This is a genomic window from Streptomyces sp. S4.7 (genome assembly GCF_010384365.1).
Classification (GTDB): Bacteria; Actinomycetota; Actinomycetes; order Streptomycetales; family Streptomycetaceae; genus Streptomyces.
This window is the reverse complement of the sequence record NZ_CP048397.1, coordinates 2,359,734-2,379,356: the sequence shown is the minus strand read 5'-3', so window position 1 is coordinate 2,379,356 and position 19,623 is coordinate 2,359,734. Positions and strand designations below refer to the sequence as shown.

The following is a 19,623-nucleotide window of genomic DNA, read 5'->3' as shown; positions in this document are numbered from 1 at the left end:
CCGAGATGGCGGACGCGACGGACGTGAGCACGTTGACGAACGGGCCCGGTGAGACCGGAGCCGGAAAGGTCGGAGCCGGAAGGGCCAGGGCCGGGAAGGCCGATGCCGGGACGGCCGATGCCGGGACGGCCGGTGGTTCTGGTGGTGCGAGCGGTGCCGGCGGTGCTGGTACGGCAGAGGTGACCGGTGCGAACGGTGGTACGAAGGGCGGTGCGAACAGCGGTGCGGAAGGCGCGGATCGGAGCTGGGACGACGGACTGATCGCCCGTCACGCGGCCGGGCACAACGGCGTCGGCGGCGTGGCCGTCACCGTCGGCGTGGAGGGGATCGACGGCGGTACGGCGGCCCCGGCCGGCGCGCACCAGCCCATCGGAGGCGCCTACGAAGGGCCGTTGCGGGCGCGGCTCGACGCCCTGCGTGAACTCGTGGGTCTCTCGCGGACCCGCATCGAGGGGACGACGCTCGCCGAGGCCGGACGCGTGCTGGACGAGGCGTCCACGCGGCAGAGGCTCTCGTCCCGGCACACGGTCGTCGCCATCGCCGGCGCGACGGGAAGCGGCAAGTCGACGCTGTTCAACGCCCTCGCCGAGGTACCGATCTCCGAGACTGGGCTGCGCAGGCCCACCACCTCCGCGCCCATCGCCTGCGTCTGGTCCGAGGGCGCCGCCGGGCTGCTCGACCGGCTCGCCATCCCCGGGAGGCTGCGTCGTAAGCCGCTCGCGGGCGGTGACGGGGACGAGGAACTGGAGGGTCTCGTCCTCATCGACCTGCCCGACCACGACTCCGCCGTCGTGGCGCACCGGGACCAGGTCGACCGCGTACTGGCCCTGGTCGACGCCGTCATCTGGGTGGTCGACCCCGAGAAGTACGCCGACGCCGCGCTCCACGAGCGCTATCTGCGACCGCTCGCCGGCCACGCGGAGATCACCTTCGTCGTGCTGAACCAGATCGACCGGCTGCCCGCGGACGCCGCCGACCAGGTCCTGGACGATCTGCGCAGACTGCTCGACGAGGACGGCATGGCGCTCGGCGAGCACGGTGAACCGGGGGCCACGGTGCTGCCGATCTCCGCGCTCACCGGCCGGGGTGTGGGCGAACTGCGCGGGGAGATCGGCCGTTGCGTCCAGGAGCGGAACGCCGCCGCGAGGCGGCTGTCGGCCGATGTGGACGCGGCCGCCGCGCGGCTGCGCTCGGTGTACGTCGCCGACGGGCGCACGGGCCTCAGCGAGCGCTCGCGCGATGAGTTCGCCGAACGGCTCGCGGGAGCGGTGGGCGCGGTGGCCACCGGTGAGGCCGCCGAACGCGAGTGGCTCAGGAACGCCGGACGCGCCTGCGGCACGCCCTGGCTGCGGCTGTGGCGCTGGTACGAACGCACCCGGACACCCGGCGGCGGCGTGCCGCGCGCCGAGGTGATCGTGGAGGACGAACTCACCGCCAGGCAACGGGTCGAGCAGGCCGTGCGTACGGTCGCGGACGACGCGGCGGCCGGGCTGCCCCGGCCGTGGGCGCAGGCGGTGCGCGAGGCGGCGGTGCGGGGCGCCGTAGGGCTGCCGGAGGCCCTGGACGAGCTGGCGGTGACGGCGGGGCCGCCGAGCGGTCGCCCCTCGCGCCCCGCCTGGTGGCCGGCGGCGGTGCTCGCACAGGCGACCATGACGCTCCTGCAAATCTACGGCGGGCTGTGGCTGGTCGGCCAGATCATCGGGGTGCTCGATCCCGGCATCGTCCCGCCCGTGCTGGTGATGCTCGGCGGGATCGTCGGCGGGCCGCTGGTGGAGTGGGCGTGCGCGGCGGCGGCGCGCGGACCGGCGAGGCGGTACGGGCAGGACGCGGAGCGGAGGCTGCGCGAGGCGGCGGCGGGCTGCGGACGGGCCAAGGTGCTCGATCCGATCGCGGCGGAGCTGATGCGGTACCGGGAGGTGCGGGAGCAGTACTCGACGGTGTCGGGGCTGACGAGGTAGAGCGCTCTGCGTGCTCGCACGTGCCGGGTGGGCCGGGTGTTTCCGGCGGTTGGGCGCGGTTGGCCACGAAAGGGTGACGGAGTTTTGCACAACTGGCGAGTAGTCCACAGGCGTCGGCAGAGATTTCTCCTCCGGGCCAGCATGAAGTGGTCGGTGAGCGCCGACGCCGGAGAAGCAGGGGGCTGTCATGAACGACACGGTGGTGACGCTGGTGGGTAATGCCGCGACGGGTGTGGAGTACCGGGAGACGACGAACGGTGGGGTGGCGCGGTTCAGGTTCGCGGTGACTCCGCGCCGCTGGGACCGCCGCAATTCGGTCTGGACCGACGGTGGTACGAGCTTCTACACCGTCTGCGCGTGGCGGAATCTCGGGGCGAACCTCACCGCGTCGGTCAATGTGGGAGACCCGCTGGTGGTGCACGGCAAGCTGCGCGTGAGGGAGGAGGCGAAGGACGGCGTGCGCCGGACGTTCGTGGACATCGACGCGGTGTCTGTCGGTCACGATCTGACGTGGGGGACCTCGGCGTTCAAGCGGGTGGCACGGGCGAATCCGGCGCTGACGGAGCGTCCGGCGGACGCGTCGGCCGCGACATCCGCGGCGATGTCCGGTGCGACGGCGGTGACCCGCGAACCCGTGCATACGCAACCGTGGTTGTCCGAACAGGACGAGTCGTCCGCGTCGGCCGGGGAGGTCGCGGCGCCGACCGGGCCGCTCTGACCGGGGAGTTGTGGAGATATGTCGATAGTCGAACGAACCCGAAGGTGTGAGCGATAACGATTCCGATTCGGAACGGTTATCGGAACGTATGAACGGGCATCGGCGGTCCCCTTGATCCATAGGATTCCCGAGTACTCATGGGGCACTTGAGTCTGCTGGTGAGGCAATCCCCCCACGCGTCCCACGCGGAGGACCTCGCCCGGAGGGAAAAATCTGTGTTGTCTGCGCTGTCTGAGTTCTTCGCTCCAACCGCTCGGAGGCGGGGCGCCGCCCGTCTCGCCGCCTCGATGGCCGTCTCGGGCCTTGTCGTCGCGGGCTCCATGGTCGGCGCGGGCGTGGCCGTGGCCGACGACACGCTCCAGCACCGCGGCGGCGCCGCCGCGACGCTCGACGGCCTCCGGACGTTCGACAAGGCCGTTCTCCACACGGACGGCGAGACGCGCGAACTGCCCGCAGGGCTCTTCGAGATGACCGTCGACGGCGGCGGCAAGCTCAAGACGTACTGCATCGACATCCACAACCCCACGCAGAACCAGGCGAAGTATCTGGAGACCCCCTGGGCCCAGACCTCACTCGGCGCGAACAAGAACGCCGGGAAGATCCGCTGGATCCTGCAGAACTCCTACCCCCAGGTCGACGACCTCGCCGCGCTCGCCGACGACGCGGACACCGGACCGCTCACCGCGCGGACCGCCGCCGCCGGTACGCAGGTCGCGATCTGGCGTCACTCGGACAACGCCGACGTGGACGCAGTGGACCCGCAGGCCGAGAAGCTGGCCGACTGGCTGGAGCGGAGCGCCGACCATCTCGGTGAGCCCAAGGCCTCGCTCACCCTGGAGCCCGGCGCGGTCTCCGGCAGGAGCGGCGAGCTTCTCGGGCCGGTCACCGTCCGTACGGACGCGGACAGTGTCGCGGTGTCCCCGCCCGCCGACGCGGCAGCTCTGGGCATCAAGGTCACCGACAAGGACGGCAAGCCCGTCACCGAGGCGACCGACGGGGCGCGGCTGTACTTCGACGTTCCCGAGGACGCGGCCGACGGCACGGCCTCACTGAGCGTGCAGGCGACCACTTCGGTGCCGGTGGGCAGGGCGTTCGCCGGGGTCACCAAGAGCCAGACGCAGATCCTGGCCGGCTCCAGCGAGTCCACGGTCTCGGCGACGGCCACCGCCACCTGGGCCGCGCAGGGCGCGATACCCGCCATCACCGCCGAGAAGAACTGCGCGAAGGGCGGCGTGGACGTCACGGCGGCCAACAAGGGCGACGAGCCGTTCACCTTCCAGCTCGCCGGCGAGGAGTACGAGGTCGAGGCCGGCAAGGCCAGGACGGTCACGGTGCCGGTCGCCGAGGACCAGGCGTACGACTTCACGATCACCGGGCCCGGTGGCTTCACGGAGAACTTCCAGGGCGTCCTCGACTGCCGCACCACCGGAAACCCGGCCCCGCCGGCCGACGAGACCACCACCCAGCTGGCCCCGGCCTCGGCGGGCGTCACCGGGGGCACGGACGGTCTCGACCTGGCCGAGACCGGCACCTCCAACGCCACCCCGGTGATCGCGGGTGTCGCGATCGGACTGGTCCTGCTGGGTGGCGCGGCGGTCTTCTTCTTCCGTAAGAAGAACGACCCCTCCGCCGAGGAGTGAGCGGCCCGGAGCGCCGCACGACCTCCTGCTGACTGGTACGACCCGCCGACCGGCATGGCAGACGGTCGCGTGACGGTCACCCCTGACAGCGGCTCCGACGCGCAGACGAATCCGGTCGCGCGCCGGAGCCGCGCGCCGACACGAGGCCGGTCCGCGGCCACCCTCCGGGCCTGCCCGGAGAGCGGCCCGGGTGCCGCGGGCCTGGACGGTGTGTCCGAGCCCTGGACACGCGGTTTCTCCCAAGGGAGGAACGTGCGGCAAGATGGTTTCATCTGCCCTCACGCGGCGGAGCCGCACATTGGCCCTTCTCGATATGCCGGACGGTTTCTCTTGGCTGAGTACATCTACACGATGCGCAAGACGCGCAAGGCGCACGGCGACAAGGTCATCCTCGATGACGTGACGCTGAGCTTCCTGCCCGGTGCGAAGATCGGTGTGGTCGGCCCCAACGGCGCCGGTAAGTCCACCGTGCTGAAGATCATGGCCGGGCTGGAGCAGCCGTCCAACGGCGACGCCTTCCTGTCGCCCGGGTACTCGGTCGGGATGCTCCTCCAGGAGCCGCCGCTGGACGAGACCAAGACGGTCCTGGAGAACGTCCAGGACGGCGCCGCCGAGACCATGGGCAAGCTGAAGAGGTTCAACGAGGTCGCCGAGCTGATGGCGACCGACTACTCCGAAGCGCTGATGGACGAGATGGGCAAGCTCCAGGAGGACCTGGACCACGCCAACGCGTGGGACCTGGACACCCAGCTGGAGCAGGCCATGGACGCGCTGGGCTGCCCGCCCGGCGACTGGCCCGTCACCACGCTCTCCGGCGGTGAGCGCCGCCGTGTCGCGCTCTGCAAGCTGCTGCTGGAGGCGCCCGACCTGCTGCTGCTGGACGAGCCCACCAACCACCTGGACGCCGAGTCCGTGCAGTGGCTGGAGCAGCACCTCGCCAAGTACCCCGGCACCGTCGTCGCCGTCACCCACGACCGGTACTTCCTCGACAACGTCGCCGGCTGGATCTGCGAGGTCGACCGCGGCCGTCTGCACGGCTACGAGGGCAACTACTCCAAGTACCTGGAGACCAAGCAGGCGCGTCTGAAGGTCGAGGGGCAGAAGGACGTCAAGCGCGCCAAGCGCCTCAAGGACGAGTTGGAGTGGGTCCGCTCCAACGCGAAGGGGCGCCAGGCCAAGTCCAAGGCCAGGCTGGCCCGTTACGAGGAGATGGCCGCCGAGGCGGACAAGATGCGGAAGCTGGACTTCGAGGAGATCCAGATCCCGCCGGGCCCGCGGCTCGGCAGCGTCGTCGTCGAGGTGGAGAAGCTCTCCAAGGCGTTCGGTGACAAGGTCCTGATCGACGACCTGTCGTTCTCGCTCCCGCGCAACGGCATCGTCGGGATCATCGGCCCCAACGGCGCCGGCAAGACCACGCTCTTCAAGATGATCCAGGGCCTGGAGCAGCCGGACTCCGGCAGCATCAAGGTCGGCGAGACCGTCAACATCAGCTACGTCGACCAGAGCCGCGCCAACATCGACCCGAAGAAGACGCTGTGGGCCGTCGTCTCCGACGAGCTGGACTACATCAACGTCGGCCACGTCGAGATGCCCTCGCGGGCGTACGTCTCCGCGTTCGGATTCAAGGGCCCGGACCAGCAGAAGCCGGCCGGGGTCCTCTCCGGCGGTGAGCGCAACCGCCTCAACCTGGCGCTGACCCTCAAGCAGGGCGGCAACCTGCTGCTCCTCGACGAACCGACCAACGACCTCGACGTCGAGACCCTGTCGTCGCTGGAGAACGCGCTGCTGGAGTTCTCCGGCGCGGCCGTGATCATCTCTCACGACCGGTGGTTCCTCGACCGTGTCGCCACGCACATCCTGGCGTACGAGGGCGAGTCCAAGTGGTTCTGGTTCGAGGGCAACTTCGAGTCGTACGAGAAGAACAAGGTGGAGCGGCTCGGCGCCGACGCGGCCCGGCCGCACCGCGCCACGTACAAGAAGCTGACCCGAGGCTGACATGACCCGCCACCACTACAGCTGCCCCTTGCGCTGGTCGGACATGGACGCCTTCGGGCACGTCAACAACGTCGTCTTCATCCGCTATCTGGAGGAAGCGCGTATCGACTTCATGTTCCGGCTGGCGCCCGGGGGCGGCTCGCCGTCCTTCTCGGGCGGGTCGGTCGTGGCCCGGCACGAGATCGACTACAAGCTGCCGCTGGTCCACCGGCACGAGCCGGTGACCGTGGAGCTGTGGGTGACGAAGATCGGCGCGGCGACGCTCACGATCGCGTACGAGATCAAGGACGAGGACCAGGTGTACGTGCGGGCCTCGACGGTCATCGTGCCGTACGACCTCCAGGCGGGCCGGCCTCGGCGCATCACCGCCGAGGAGAAGTCCTTCCTCCTGAAGTACCTCGACGACGCGGAGGCGCTCGCGGCATGACGGCGACGACCGTGCGGGCCCTGCGGCTCGCCGACACGGCGGAGGCGGCGGATCTCGCCGCCTTCCTCGGCCGGCTGATCCGCTACGACCGCGCCGCCGCGGTGCGCCTCCAGGCGGGCGGCGGGGCGGTGGCCGTGTTCGGGCGTCCGCCGGCGTTCGAGGTGCTGGCGATCCGTACGGCGCGGTTGCGTGACGCGGGGGCGGTGGAGAGGTCTGCGGAGGGTTCGGTGGAGGGTCCGGTGGAGCTGGACGTCACCGTCTCCGCCGGTGAACTCCTCGAAGGGATCGACGAGTTGACGGGCGGCTTCGGGCTGCCCGCCGCCGTCACCGGTCCCCCGTGGACCGGGGTGCTGCCGCCGCGCGGCGGCTGGCAGCGGGTGCCCGGCCTGCCGGGGCCCGACGGGCTGCGCCAGGCGGTCGCGGCGGCGGTCACCGAATTCCGCACGCGCGACGAGGCGTTGCCCGCGGCGCACCGGGACCGCGCCGAACGGGACAGGATCGGCCGCGAGATCTGGTCGCGGACGGTCGGCGGCACGGGTCTGCCGCTGCGCGCCGTGCACGCGGCGCAGTCGGTGGGCTTCCTGCGGCCGATGCCCGAGGACGCGCCGGTGGCGCTGCTGAGGGCGGGGGCGTGGATGCGGCTGCGGACGCCGTACGGCTCGATCGCCGTACGTACGGGTGGGGCTGGTGGCATCGGGGGGCTGAGCGTCACCCCGACGTAGGGCTTGTCGCCGACGTGGCGGGGTTGCCTGCGGGCGGGTTCACCGGGTTCACCGGGTTCACCGGGTTCACCGGGTTGCGCCCGGTGGGTGGTGTCCTCAATCGCCGGACGGGCTTGATTTGCTGGCCTGGGTGGTTTGGTTGGTTGCGCCGGGTGGGTGGTGTCCTCAATCGCCGGACGGGCTTGAAATGCTCGCCGGGCGGGGGTGGGTTGGTCAGGTGGGTGGGGTGTCCGGCCAGACTCCTATGTGGTCCTGTTCCAGTTCCAGCAGCACGCGCTGTTCCATGCCCAGTGCCTTCGTGTACTCCGCGGGCAGCTGGAGGCGGCCCGCACGGTCGAGCATCGCGTACTCCCTCGCCACCACCGACTCCTGGCCCGTCGTCGCGTCGACCTCCGTGCGGCGCAGGACCTCCGACGAGGTGCGGCCGTCGCGGATGGCGACCGTCCGGCGTACCTCGCTCGCGACCGCCTGGTCGTGGGTGACGATCACGATCGTCGTGCCCAGCTCCTCGTTCGCCCGCCGGAACGCGGCGAACACCTGCTCACCGGTCGCCGAGTCCAGCTCACCCGTCGGCTCGTCGGCCAGCAGTACGGAAGGGGAGTTGGCAAGGGCGACGGCGATCGCCACGCGCTGCTGCTGGCCTCCCGACATCTGGCGCGGGCGGCGGTCGCGGCAGTCCGCGACGTTCAGCATCGCCAGCAGCGACTCCGCCCGCGCGGCGCGCTCGGCCCGCCGGCCGCGGCCACCCCGGTGGCTCAACTGCATCGGCAGCGCCACATTCTGAGCGGCCGTCATATACGGCAGCAGATTCCGTCCGGTCTCCTGCCAGACGAAGCCCACCGCCTCGCGCCGGTAGCGCAGCCGCGTCTTCGCGTCCATGCCCAGCAGATCGCGCCCCGCCACCTTCGCGGCGCCGGCCGTCGGGACGTCCAGCCCCGCGAGAATGTTCATCAGCGTCGACTTGCCGCTGCCCGACGCGCCCACGAGAGCCATCAACTCGCCCTCCGCGACCAGGAGATCGAGGCCCTGGAGGGCCTGCACCTCCACTCCGTCGGCGGTGAAGATCCGCACCAGCCGGTCGCAGGCGATGAGCGCGTCGTGGCCGTACGACGGCCGGTCGCGGTGCGTACCCGCGCGTCGCTCCAACTGCTCCAGCGTCACTGCCGACTCACCGGACTCACCCGACACAGCGGACCCACCCGACTTGCTCGACCCGGTCGACGATGTCATCGGCTGTCTCCTGCCCTGAGTTCATTGATCGACCCTTGTCGTCCCGCCCACCACGCCTGGACGACCGACACCGCCCCGGCGAGTGCCAGTACCCCCACCGCGGGCAGCACCAGCGACCACGGATCCGCCTGGAGCGGCGCCCCGTCCAGCGTCACGTCCGACGTCGCGTTGAGCGCCAGCCGTACGAGATCCACGCCCGGCGCCAGCAGTACGACGGTCGCCCAGCCGACCAGCGCCCCGCCCACGGCGGCCAGCAGCGCCTGGGGAAGGACCTCCAGACCGAGAAGCTGGCGGCCCTGCCGCGTCGTGAGGCCCATGGTGCGCAGCCTCGCCAGCAACGTGACGCGCTCCGGGGCCGTCTGCGACAGCGAGAGCAGCAGGGCCAGCAGCGCGTAACCCGCGCCCGCCGCGATCGCCGCAGCGTAGATCCGCTCGGCGCCCTCCTGCATGGGCGTGTTGACGAACGTGCTCCGCTCCTCGGTGCGCAGCTTGACGCTGAGATCGTCGCCGAACCCGGCGACGGTACGGCGCAGTGCCGCGCCGTCCAGCTCCGCACCGCCGACCAGCAGGGTGGTGGGCGCCCGCTGCGTCAGGTCGGCCGCGTTCACCAGGAGATAGTCGGTGCCGGGTGCCGCCGGGGTGTTCCGGTGTATCTCCGCGACCCGCACCTTGAACTCCCCGGCCTCGGAGAGGATGTCACGCGGCTGGTCACCGAGACGTTCGGCGACGGCGGGTGAGGCGATCGCGGGCAGTACCCGGTTCCGGTCCGGTCCGCCGTCGCGCACACCGCCCCCGCCGACGGACTTCAGGGCGTCGGCGGAGAACTCGCCGAGGCCGGTCTGCCGGGCCAGTCGCGCGTACGCCCGCGGCTCCACACCGATCATGGTCACACCGCGCGCCGTCCGGGGATCCTCGCCGTCGGACGCCAGCGGTACGCCGTACTCGACGCGCACCGCGGTCACCTCATCGACCCCGGAGCTCTTCCCCACGGCCGCGGCCAGGCCGTCGGGCAGCGCCGGCGACGTGCCGGCGACGCTGACGCGGGCGTCGGCGCCCGTCGCCAGCACGGCGGCCCGTTCCCTGGCGCTCTCGATCCCGGCGAGTACCGAGCCGCCGAACGCCGCCGTCGTCAGCGCGACGAGCAGGGCGAGCAGCGGCAGCGCGCCCGACGACGACGCGCGGCCCGCGCGGGCCAGCGAGAGGAAACCGACCGCGCCGCGCAGCCGGCCGGCGGGGCGGCCCGCGAGACGCAGCGGCAGTGGGTAGAGACGTACGAGGACGAGCGCGGCGATCAGTCCCACCAGCACCGGCGCGGAGCTGACCAGATAGTCCACGTCGCCCACGCCACCGGTGCCCGCGGAGCCGGACGCGCCGCCCGTGCCGCGCCGGCGCAGCGCGACCACCGCGCCGATCGCCAGGGCCAGCAGGGTCAGTTCGGCGATCGTGCGGCGGCGGGAGGGCCGGGTCCGGACGAGATCCTCGCGGCCCCCGTGCGGCAGTGGCCTGCGGTGCCGTACGACGGCCCGTACCGGCAGCGCTGCGCAGGCCAGCAGGGCCGCGGCGCCCGCGGCGGCCACGGCGGGCAGCAGCCGGGCCTCCGGGACCGTCAGGACGGCGAGCCACAGGCCGACGGCCGCCGCCGGCAGGACGACCACCGCCGTCTCGGCGAGGAGTCTGCCGCCGATGCCGGTCAGTGATCCGCCGCGTGAGCGCAGCAGGCCCAGCTCGGCCTGGCGCCGTGCCGCGATCAGGCCGCCCGCCATCACCAGGACGACGGCGGCCACGGCCCCGATCCCCAGTGCGGCGACGGCGACGACCGGGGAGATGGCGGCACGCATCGAGCGGTGCCCGGCGACGATGTCGTCGAGTCTCGTCGCCACCACGGCCACGGGGCCGACGACGTTCGTGCGCAGTTCGGTCAGCTCCGGGCCGTTCTTCATCGACGCGACGCGCGACGCGAGCGCCGGCGCGTCGCGTGCGGTGAGCGCGTCGGTGTCGGGCGCGATCCGCCAGTAGAGCTGCGGCTCGCCGGTGGTGGCGAGCAGTACCGGGGCGGCGTCGGGCGGCAGGAGGAGGGCAGCGCGCCAGTAGCGGGGCTGCGGGCGGTCGTCGGTCGGCAAGGCGACCAGGGCGGGGGAGCGGAGTGTGGGCTCGAAGGACCAGTAGCTGTTGTCCGGGTCGCGTGGCACGACGATTCCGGTGATCCGTACACCGATCTCGTCCCGGCCGGCGGCCGGCACGTGCACCACCGAACCGACCTCGATATGGAGCGACTTGGCGGTCGCGGCGGTGACCGCGGCCTCCACCTCCTCCGTGCTCTCCGTCACCGGCGCGTCGGCGCGGGGGAGCCGGCCCTCGCGGAGTGTGGAGTGGCTGTCGAGGGCCGCCTGGGCCGCGAGGGTGAACATCGGCGGCAGATTGTCGGGCGCGGCCAGCCAGGGGTCGGTGCCCTCGATGGGCTCGGAGGTCCGTACGCCGTACGCCGAACTGCCCTCGTCGGCCCGTACCGGCGCCGGCAGACCCCGCACGATCTTGCGCTGCGTCCGGGCCACCCACGCGCCGCGCAGCGTCTCCTCCCGGTCCGCCCGCGGCACGCCGGGGCCGAACGCCGGAGAACTGACTTCCAGGACCCTCTCGACGGCGGTGGCGCTCCGGATGTCGTGACGCAGGCCGTGGGTCTCGTACGCGTCGACGGACCGGGGGAACGCGGCGGCGAGGTAGGCGGTGAGCACGACGAGCACAGCCATCGCGACGGCCGCGCCGGGCGCGGTCCGCAGCCGCGTCCGCACCCAGGGCGCGACGGCCCGCGCGGGGCGCCCGGCGCGGGATCCGGCGCTTCGCAGCGGGCGGCCGCGGGTGGCCCCGTCGCCGCCGGGTGTACGTGACTCGGGCCCGCCCGCGGTCTCCGGCCCGCCGTTCCCGTTGGGGTCCCGCGAAGGAGTTCGCATCTCAGTTGCCTCCCCGTTCGCGCAGCGTGACCGTCGGGTCCGTGCGGCGCAGGGCCAGGGACGCGATCATCAGCAGGGGCAGCGCCGACACCCCCGCCAGCAGCGCCGCCACCTGGCCCGTGGGCAGTTCGACCAGGACGCGCGGGACCGGCTGGGTGGCCTGGCCCGTCAGGACGACCAGGGGCACCACCGCCCTGGTCAGGACGGCGCCGAGGGCGAGTCCGACCAGGAGCGCGACCGTCAGCAGCACGCCCTGTTCGGTGGCTATCAGTCGGGCGAGTTGGCGCCGTGGCGTCCCCAGGGCCCTCAACAGGGCGAATTCGGCGGCCCGTTCGCGTTGCGACCCCGCCGCGCTCACCGCGAAGCCGACCGCCGCGAGCGCCGCCGCCGCGATGGCGGCGGCCGTCAGCGCGGACTGCGGGCCGACTCCCAGCGGATCGCTCAGCAACTCGTCCGCCGTCTCGTCGCGTACCAGGACCTGCGCCGGGTCGAGGTCGGACCGCTTCCGCAGCGTCTCGGCGATCTCCGCCGTACGGTCCGGTGCCGTGCTCAGCCACCACTCGGTGGGGGCGAGCGACGCCACGCGCCTTTCGGTGAGCACCTCGTTGGCGGTGCGCAGATCGACCAGGAGTCCGCCGCCGTCACCCGGACGCCCGCCGTCGACGGTCTCCGAGGTCGCCCGCGCGCTCAGGGCGCTGGCCCCGGTGGTGGGCAGTTGGTCGACCGAGCGCACGATCTTCACCCGGAGGCGCTGGCCCGAGATCTGGACGTCCACGTTCTGCCCCCTCTTCGCGCCGGCCGCGCGCAGAAAGGTGTCGGTGGCGATCCCGGGCAGCACGGCCGGTGGTTCGGCGCGCGCCGCGCTCACATGGACGGTGACGCTTCGCGCGGGATCCAGGTACGGCCCGGCCAGCGGGCTGACCCCCGTCTCGTACGAGAGCGCCAGCGGGGCCGTCGCCGAGGCGGCCGGCTTCAGCGGCACCTCCGGGTCCGCCTCGCCGTCCAGGGAACTCAGCCGCGTCGCCCGCCAGTCGAGGTCCTCGGCGACGTCGACCGGGCGCACGGTGCCGTCGGCGTCCAGCGAGCGCAGCGCGTCGACGCTGAGCCGGTGGGTCTCGCTGCTGCCCTGCGGAGCGGTGGAGACGAACTCCAGACCGGTCAGCGCCAGCGGCTCGGCCGGGGCGAGCGGTGTGGTCCTCGCCTCGGGCCCGGCCGCGGAGTCCGCCGCTCCGGTCAGATCCAGTGTCACCGTGTGCGGGCGGCCGTCGACGGGCACCTCGCCCACGGGCATGCGGTGGCCGACGCCGTACCGGTCCTCGACCACCACCGTGGCGAAGGGTTCCGCACCGGTCGGCGACACTCCGTCGTCCGCCCCGGTGTCGGTCAGCCGCAGCGTGATCCGGAGCTGACGGGTGCCGTCGGGCAGCGGGGCGCCGGGCCGTGCCGTCCCCGGCGGCTTCAGCGCGTCCAGGAGCCGGGCCGCGCCCTCGTCGCCGGACAGTCCGGGGGTGTCGTCCCGCAGCAGCATCCGCTCCCGCGCGTGAGCGGTGTCCAGTGCGAGGACGGTCGCCATCCGGTTCCCCGCCAGCTCGGAGGTCGCGCGGTGCGCGGGGGCGGCGTCGCGCACCCCCGGCAGCGCGGCGTAGATCCCCGCCTGCCCGGGATCCCCCGGCCGGTCCGTCGCCACCCGCACCGACGCGCCGGTCCGGAAGTCCGCCTGGTCCTCCTGCGAACGGTCCCACGACGCGCTCTGCCCGATCGCCAGCATCCCCATCGCCACGGCCAGCACCAGCAGCAGCACCGGGCCCGCGCCGCGCAGCGGCCTGCGGCTGAACTGCCAGCCGGCGAGCGCCGACGACAGGCCCGCCCCGTTCGCCGCGCGCCGTTCGGCGAGGCGTGCCACGGGGGGCAGCAGGCGAAGGGTCAGTACGGTGCCCGCCAGCAGAGCCAGCGCGGGAGCGGCGACCAGCAGCGGATCGATGCCGAGTTCGCCCCGGCTGTCACCGCTCAGCGCGCCGCCGCCCGAGGCGGCCGTCTGCCGGTCCAACTGCCAGTACGCCACGGCGGCGATCACCAGCAGCCCCACGTCGGCGCCCGCGCGCACCGGGCCCGGCAGCGGCTTGGCCCTGCCGCGCCGCAGCCGGGTCGCGCCGGCCGAGGCCAGGGCGGGCGCCACGACGGCGGCGGCGCACGCCAGCGCGACCCCGCCGCCGGTCAGCCACACCTCGGCGGTGGAGGTGTCACCGAGCCGCAGTCCGATCTCGGTGAGCCTGCCGCTGTCGGCGAGGAGCCGGGTCAGCGGCCCCGCGAGCAGCGGCGCGCAGAGCGCGGCGGGCAGCGCGAGGAGCAGCGCCTCGACGGCGGTGAGCCAGAGGATCCGGCGCCGCGAGCCCCCGCGGGCCCGCAGCAGATCTGTCTCGCCCGTCCGCTCGGTGCTCAGCAGGCGGGCGACCAGCAACAGGGCGTAACCCGCGAGCAGTACGAGCTGCACGGCGACGATCAGCAGCGTGGAGCGGGAGACGAGCAGCGCGCGTTGGGTCCGGTCGAGCACCCCCGGCAGTGCGGTGCTCACGTTCACGCCGTCGGCGAAGACCGGCTGCTCGGCGAGGGTCTTGGGACCCCGCTCGGCCGAGGTGCGCAGCGAATCGATACGGCCGGTGGTGACGGACCGGAAGTCGGCGGCGGCCAGCCAGGCGAGGTCGCCCGCCGAGAGCCGTCCGGAGTCGAACAGGGCGGGGTCGGTGAGCAGCGGGCCGTAGGTGGTGAAGGTGACCGTCCGGACCCCGTGGCCGCCGAGGGTGTCCAACTTCCAGTACGGGTCGGTGAGATCGGCCGGCCGGTAGATGCCGGTGACGCGGATCGTGAGCGGTCTGTCCCCCAGCCGGTCGACGAGGGTGAGCCGGGTCCCCGCCTTGAGCCCGAGCTGGGCCGCGGCGACCTCGGGGAACGCCGCCTGCACGGGGTCGCCGGCGGTGGCGTCACCCGCGGCGGGCCAGGCCCCGGTCACGAGCCGTACGCGTGAGCGGTCGAGCGTCGCGAAGTGCGTGAGGTCGGGCTCTCCCTCGCGGGCGGCGGGCGGCTGGAGAGCGCGGGGGAGCGCGTACGACCCGGAACGCTCCAATTTCCCCACGGTGACCGGCAGCCCGTCGAAGGACTTACGCGCGGCCTCGGAGGCGGCCTCGTTCGCGGCCTCCCGGTCGTCGGCGGCGACCTGCGCGCTGATCACGAGCGCCGCCGAGGCGGCCTCGCGGCCCTGGAGCGTGTGACGGAGCGCGGCGTCCCCGATCGAACCCGAGAAGGCGGTGAGGGCCGACAGGACGGAGGTGGTGAGGAGGACGGCGAGAAGGGCGGCGGCGAGCAGGAGCCGGTGCGCGCGGACCCGCAGAAAGACGAACCCCGTCACACGTCCCCCTTGCGATCCGTCGTTCTCCCCCGGAGCCTCGGATACTTTCAGAGGGCACCCGCCCGTGGAAACCGCTCACGGGCCTACATTGATCCGATCGTGACCGTTGTGCGGAACGGGAGTTCCGTATTCCGGGGCGCGGCGGGTGTCCGCCGGGCCGGGGCCGGGGCGGGGCGTCAGCTGTTGACCATGGACGCGGCGGCGTACGTCATGTAGTTCCAGAGCTGCCGCTCGTGCTCCTCGGAGAGCTCCAGCTCGTCGATGGCCACCCGCATGTGCCGCAGCCACGCGTCGTGCGCGGCCCGGTCGACGGTGAACGGGGCGTGGCGCATCCGCAGCCGGGGATGGCCCCGGTTGTCGCTGTAGGTGCGCGGGCCGCCCCAGTACTGGATCAGGAACAGCGTGAACCGCTCCTCGGCGGGCCCCAGATCCTCCTCCGGATACATCGGCCGGAGCAGCGGGTCCTCGGCGACCCCCTGGTAGAACCGGTGGACCAGGCGCCGGAAGGTCTCCTCCCCGCCGACCTGCTCGTAGAAGGTCTGCTCCGAAAGTGTGCCGCGCGGAATCTCGTTCACCCCTCCATGGTCTCAGACCCACCGGCCGAGTACCTGAGATCTAGGTCCCGCACGGGCGATCTCAGCCGGGCAGGACATGGGTCCTGCACGACCACCTCACGGAACCGGCCGATCACGCCCGGGAATCCGGTTACCCGGGGTCCGGGAGACGGTACTGCTCGCTTCCGCGCCCGGGACACAGGACAGTGGGGTCATGGGCGTTCACCGCGAGCACCACGAGGCGTACCGGCCGGGCGACGACGACGAGGGCGTCGCCGCCGAGGCGCGTGCCGCCATGGTGCGGGGCATGGTGGACGACGGGTCGCTGGCCGACCCGGCCTGGCGCGCGGCGTTCGAGGAGGTGCCGCGCCATGTGTTCGTGCCGTACTACTTCGTCAGCAGACCCGGCGGCCACGACCGGCTGTGGCGCGAGGACCCCGATCCGGTCCGGCGGCTCCGCTGGCTGCGCGGCGCGTACGCGGACGGGGCGCTGGCCACCCGCGTACGGGACGGTGAACTGATCTCCTCCAGCAGTCAGCCCTCGCTGATGGCCCGGATGCTCGCGGAGCTGGAGGTGCGCGAGGGGCACACCGTCCTGGAGATCGGCGCGGGCACCGGCTACAACGCGGGGCTGCTCTCGCACCGGCTGGGTGACGAGCGCGTGACGACCGTCGATCTGGATCCGGAGATCACGGAGTCCGCCCGTACGCATCTCGCGAGCGCCGGATACCGGCCCGCGGTCGTCACCGGCGACGGTGCGATCGGCTGCCGGCGCCGGGCGCCGTTCGACCGGATCATCGCGACCTGCACGCTGTCCGCGGTGCCGTCCGGCTGGCTGGAGCAGTGCGCGGACGGTGCGCGGATCCTGGCGCCGCTGTCCACCGGACTGATCGCGCTGGACGTCGGCGAGGACCTCCACGGCCGTTACGCGGAAGGGCACTTCCTGCACACGTCCGCCTTCTTCGTCCCGCTGCGGGGCGGCACGGAGAAGTCGGGGCTGCCGGTCCTCCAGCGGATCGGCGGACTGCCCAGACGGGCGCTGGAGAACGAACTCTTCCGCTTCATGCTCTCGCTGACGGCGGGCAGCCTGGACCCGCACGAGGCCCTCTCCCTCTGGGAGCGCGAGAAGCGCCCGCAGCGGGAGAGGTTCGGCATCACCGTCGGCCGGGACCGGCAGTGGGCCTGGCTGGACGACCCCTCGGGGCCGTACGTCTGGCCGCTCAGCCCCGGCGGATCGTGATCGTCGTCCAGGCACCGACGTGCACGCGGTCGCCGTCCTTGAGGGGGACGGGGACATACGGCTGGATCGGGTCCTCGGCGCCGTTCAGCGTCGTGCCGTTGGTGGAGTTCTGATCGACCACCGCCCAGCCGCCGTCGGGCTGCTGGACCAGGACCGCGTGCTGGTGCGAGACGCCCGGGTCCTCCGGCGGGACGGACAGGTCGACATCGGGGGACTCACCGGTGGAGTGGCGACGGCGGCCGATGGTGATCTGGTTCCCGGTCATCGGAAGGTGCTGTTCCGGTGAGTACGCGGGCAGGTTGAGGCCCGTCGCCTCGGGGCCGCTGCGCTGCATCATCGCCATGAAGTACTCACGGTCCGGCGCGACGACCGCGGTCCAGTTGCCGGGCGGCTGGTACTGGTGGGGCTGCTGCTGCATCGGGTCGTGCTGCTGCTGCTGGTGCTGCTGCGGCGGCGGTCCCTGCTGGAACTGCTGCGGGGGCGCCGAAGCCTGCGCCTGCGAGGGCGGCGGCAGCACCCAGTCGTCGCCACCGGTCTGCTGCGGGGGCGCCGGGGGCCCCGACTGCTGGAACGAGGGAGGCGACGGCGGGCCCTGCTGCTGGTACGGCGGGGGCGGCGGCGGTCCCTGCCGGCCATGGGGACCGGGAGGGCCGTGCGGTCCGGGAGGTCCGGGGGGACCGGGGTGCCCGCCCTGCGGGCCGGGTCCACCGGGTCCGCCCTGCTGATCGGGGAGCAGCGGCTCGGCGGGCCGGTTCAGCTGGGAGGGGCGCGAGCCCTGGTAGTCGTAGGGCTCCGGCGGCCGGGGTGGCCCCTGCTGGGCCTGGAAGCCCGGCGGCAGGTTCAGTCCCGGAGGCGGCGGTCCACCCGGTCCTCCCGGCCCGCCGGGACCACCCGGTCCGGGCTGTTGGTGCTGCGGAGCCAGCGGCGTGTACGAGGTGGCCGTGTTGGTGAGGAAGTTCCACCGGCACTCCTCGCAGAACAGGGCGTTGCCCTCGCGAGGAGTGCGGCACTGCGGGCAGAGCTCCGCCTGCGCAGTCGCGTTCGGGTCCTGCGGGTAGCCGTAGCCGGGCGCGGGCGGTGGGGGAGGCGGCGGCACCGAACCGGCGGGAGCGCCGGCTCCGGCCATGCGATGGCCACAGACCTCGCACCAGTCGTCGGAACCCGACTGGTGTCCGTTCGGGCAAGTCGGCATGTCGGCGCTTCCCCCTCTCCTCGTCCGGCCCGCAGGCCGCGGTTGATCGTGACGTGACGTGACGTGACGTGACGTGCCGCTGTTCGCTACTTCTTGACGCGGACTGTCTTCGTCGAGCGAGTCTCCAGTGTCATCTCGTCCGCGTCCGCGACCTTCGCTTTCAGTCGCACAGTACCCGTCGCCGCATCGACCACGTCCACCACCTTCGAAAGCAATTTCGCCGTATCGGCGTTACCCGAGTCCGACGCGAGCTGTACCGCGCGCCCCAGTTTGGCCGTCGCGCCGTCGAAGTCGCCCGACTTACGGGCCTCCAGGCCCTGTTGGATGACCTGCGCCAGCTCGGCCTGGCCCGTGTAGTGCGCGACCTGCGGATTGATGGACGTCGACGCCACCATGTCGTCGGTCCATACCGCCCGTACCAGTCCCTGGGACAGCACCTGCGACGTGCCGTCGGCGGCGGGGAGGATCAGCGAGACCCGGGCCGCCAGCATCTCCTGGCCGACGCCCGCCTCCGGGACCTGGACACATACGTGGTAATCGCGGGACTCGTCGCCCCAGGAGCCGGTCGGATAGTCCCCCGCACGGGGATTGGCGTCCGTACGCCGCTCGGTCAGCTCCTCGACCGTCGGCGCCACCTGCTTGACGAACTTGATCTCCACGCCGACGGGTGTCCAGAGCCGCAGCGCGACGTCCGCGACCTCCTTGCCCATCGCGTTCTCCATCATCTCGGTGAAGTCGGCGGCCAGCCCCGAGGGATCGGCGACGATGTCCGCCGTGCCGAGCATCGCCGAGGCGATGCCTGTGACCTCCTTCACCACCCAGTCCGTGCCGACACCGCGGGCGTCACAGGTGAAACGGCCGGCGCAGGCGTCGAGCGAGGCACGCAGGTCTTCCGGTGTCTCGTGCTCGTTACGCCCGTCGGTGAGCAGGATGCCGTGCCTGATCGACACGTCGGCCGAGGCCAGCAGCCGGTCCGCGAGGCGCAGCCAGGTGCCGATGGCCGTACCGCCGCCCGCGCTCAGCTTGCGCAGGGCGTTCTTGGCCTCCGCGCGGGTGCCTGCGTCGGCGACCGCGAGCCGGCCCTCGCCCGGGTAGACCTCCTTGGCCACGTGCGTGCCGGCCACCACGGCGAAGGCGACACCGTCGCGCAGCGTGTCGATGGCGGCGGACGTGGCGTCGCGCGCGTTGCGCATCTTCGTCGGCGGATAGTCCATCGACCCCGAGCAGTCGACCATGATCACAACGGCCGCGTTCGGGTTCCCGCCCGGCGGCGTCGCCGATGCCGGGGGCGCGCCCGTGAGCGGCGCCCCGCCGCTCGTGCCACCCCCGGTGGAGGTAACCGTCACGATCGCGTTCACCTCGCGCCCGCCTTCCGGCAGGAACTCGTTCTGGTACACCTCGACGGAGAACTGCGGCACCGTCGACTTGGAGAAGTTCGCCATCTGTATCGGCTCCTTGACGCTCCACTGGCAAAAGATCTGAGACTTGAGGGGGACGGCTGGACAACGGGCCGGCGTGCTCCCGGGGTTGGACCGGGCGCCGGTCCGGGTCGCCCCTCCGGTCCGGTGGGCCGGGCAGTGGGGTGCTCAGGCCGGG

Annotated in this window: 13 protein-coding genes; 7 read left to right on the top strand and 6 right to left on the bottom strand. The window is 72.7% G+C overall.

Translation table 11 applies throughout. From position 1 onward, the window contains the following. The first annotated feature begins 5 nt into the window (after positions 1 to 5). The 6 genes from SSPS47_RS10425 (at position 6) to SSPS47_RS10400 (ending at position 7,460) form a co-directional block, all read left to right on the top strand. The gene (locus SSPS47_RS10425; RefSeq protein ID WP_239064837.1) at positions 6 to 1,958 is read left to right on the top strand and encodes a YfjP family GTPase; all 1,953 of its coding nucleotides are present in this window, start codon (positions 6 to 8) and stop codon (positions 1,956 to 1,958) included. 187 nt (positions 1,959 to 2,145) lie between these two features. Further along, entirely contained in the window at positions 2,146 to 2,676 is a 531-nt protein-coding gene (locus SSPS47_RS10420) for a single-stranded DNA-binding protein (protein WP_164250479.1), read from the top strand. 287 nt (positions 2,677 to 2,963) lie between these two features. Then, on the top strand, positions 2,964 to 4,316 hold the full coding sequence (locus SSPS47_RS10415) for a Cys-Gln thioester bond-forming surface protein (protein WP_164254494.1): 1,353 nt from the start codon (positions 2,964 to 2,966) through the stop codon (positions 4,314 to 4,316). A 330-nt stretch (positions 4,317 to 4,646) separates the two neighbouring features. Then, complete coding sequence (ettA, locus tag SSPS47_RS10410) at positions 4,647 to 6,311, top strand: energy-dependent translational throttle protein EttA (RefSeq protein ID WP_147875341.1); 1,665 nt, start codon at positions 4,647 to 4,649, stop codon at positions 6,309 to 6,311. 1 nt (position 6,312) lies between these two features. Continuing rightward, positions 6,313 to 6,738: a thioesterase family protein gene (locus SSPS47_RS10405; protein ID WP_147875340.1), complete on the top strand. Its 426-nt coding sequence runs from the start codon at positions 6,313 to 6,315 to the stop codon at positions 6,736 to 6,738. Further along, positions 6,735 to 7,460, top strand: coding sequence for a hypothetical protein (locus SSPS47_RS10400; protein ID WP_164250477.1), 726 nt, complete (start codon positions 6,735 to 6,737; stop codon positions 7,458 to 7,460). Before SSPS47_RS10405 ends, SSPS47_RS10400 begins: the two co-directional genes overlap by 4 nt. Before the next feature lie 213 nt (positions 7,461 to 7,673). Here the strand turns inward: SSPS47_RS10400 and SSPS47_RS10395 are convergent, their stop codons facing one another. The 4 genes from SSPS47_RS10395 to SSPS47_RS10380 all read right to left on the bottom strand — a co-directional run bounded on the left by SSPS47_RS10395 (position 7,674) and on the right by SSPS47_RS10380 (position 15,616). Beyond that, complete coding sequence (locus tag SSPS47_RS10395) at positions 7,674 to 8,690, bottom strand: ABC transporter ATP-binding protein (RefSeq protein WP_164250476.1); 1,017 nt, start codon at positions 8,688 to 8,690, stop codon at positions 7,674 to 7,676. Continuing rightward, complete coding sequence (locus tag SSPS47_RS10390) at positions 8,687 to 11,638, bottom strand: FtsX-like permease family protein (protein WP_239064836.1); 2,952 nt, start codon at positions 11,636 to 11,638, stop codon at positions 8,687 to 8,689. Before SSPS47_RS10390 ends, SSPS47_RS10395 begins: the two co-directional genes overlap by 4 nt. A gap of 1 nt (position 11,639) precedes the next feature. Next, positions 11,640 to 15,041, bottom strand: coding sequence for an ABC transporter permease (locus SSPS47_RS10385; protein WP_164250474.1), 3,402 nt, complete (start codon positions 15,039 to 15,041; stop codon positions 11,640 to 11,642). A 176-nt stretch (positions 15,042 to 15,217) separates the two neighbouring features. Next, positions 15,218 to 15,616 (bottom strand): globin, encoded by a 399-nt coding sequence (locus SSPS47_RS10380; protein WP_147875336.1) that lies wholly within the window; start codon positions 15,614 to 15,616, stop codon positions 15,218 to 15,220. Positions 15,617 to 15,809: 193 nt separating this feature from the next. On the opposite strand from SSPS47_RS10380, the gene SSPS47_RS10375 reads away from it, so the two are divergent. Continuing rightward, positions 15,810 to 16,835 (top strand): methyltransferase domain-containing protein, encoded by a 1,026-nt coding sequence (locus tag SSPS47_RS10375; RefSeq protein WP_164250472.1) that lies wholly within the window; start codon positions 15,810 to 15,812, stop codon positions 16,833 to 16,835. Here SSPS47_RS10375 and SSPS47_RS10370 read toward each other — a convergent pair. Next, on the bottom strand, positions 16,816 to 18,027 hold the full coding sequence (locus SSPS47_RS10370; protein WP_164250470.1) for an FHA domain-containing protein: 1,212 nt from the start codon (positions 18,025 to 18,027) through the stop codon (positions 16,816 to 16,818). The two genes, SSPS47_RS10375 and SSPS47_RS10370, sit on opposite strands and share 20 nt — an antisense overlap. 86 nt (positions 18,028 to 18,113) lie before the next feature. Beyond that, the gene (locus SSPS47_RS10365; RefSeq protein ID WP_164250468.1) at positions 18,114 to 19,469 is read right to left on the bottom strand and encodes a VWA domain-containing protein; all 1,356 of its coding nucleotides are present in this window, start codon (positions 19,467 to 19,469) and stop codon (positions 18,114 to 18,116) included. Positions 19,470 to 19,623: the final 154 nt, after the last annotated feature.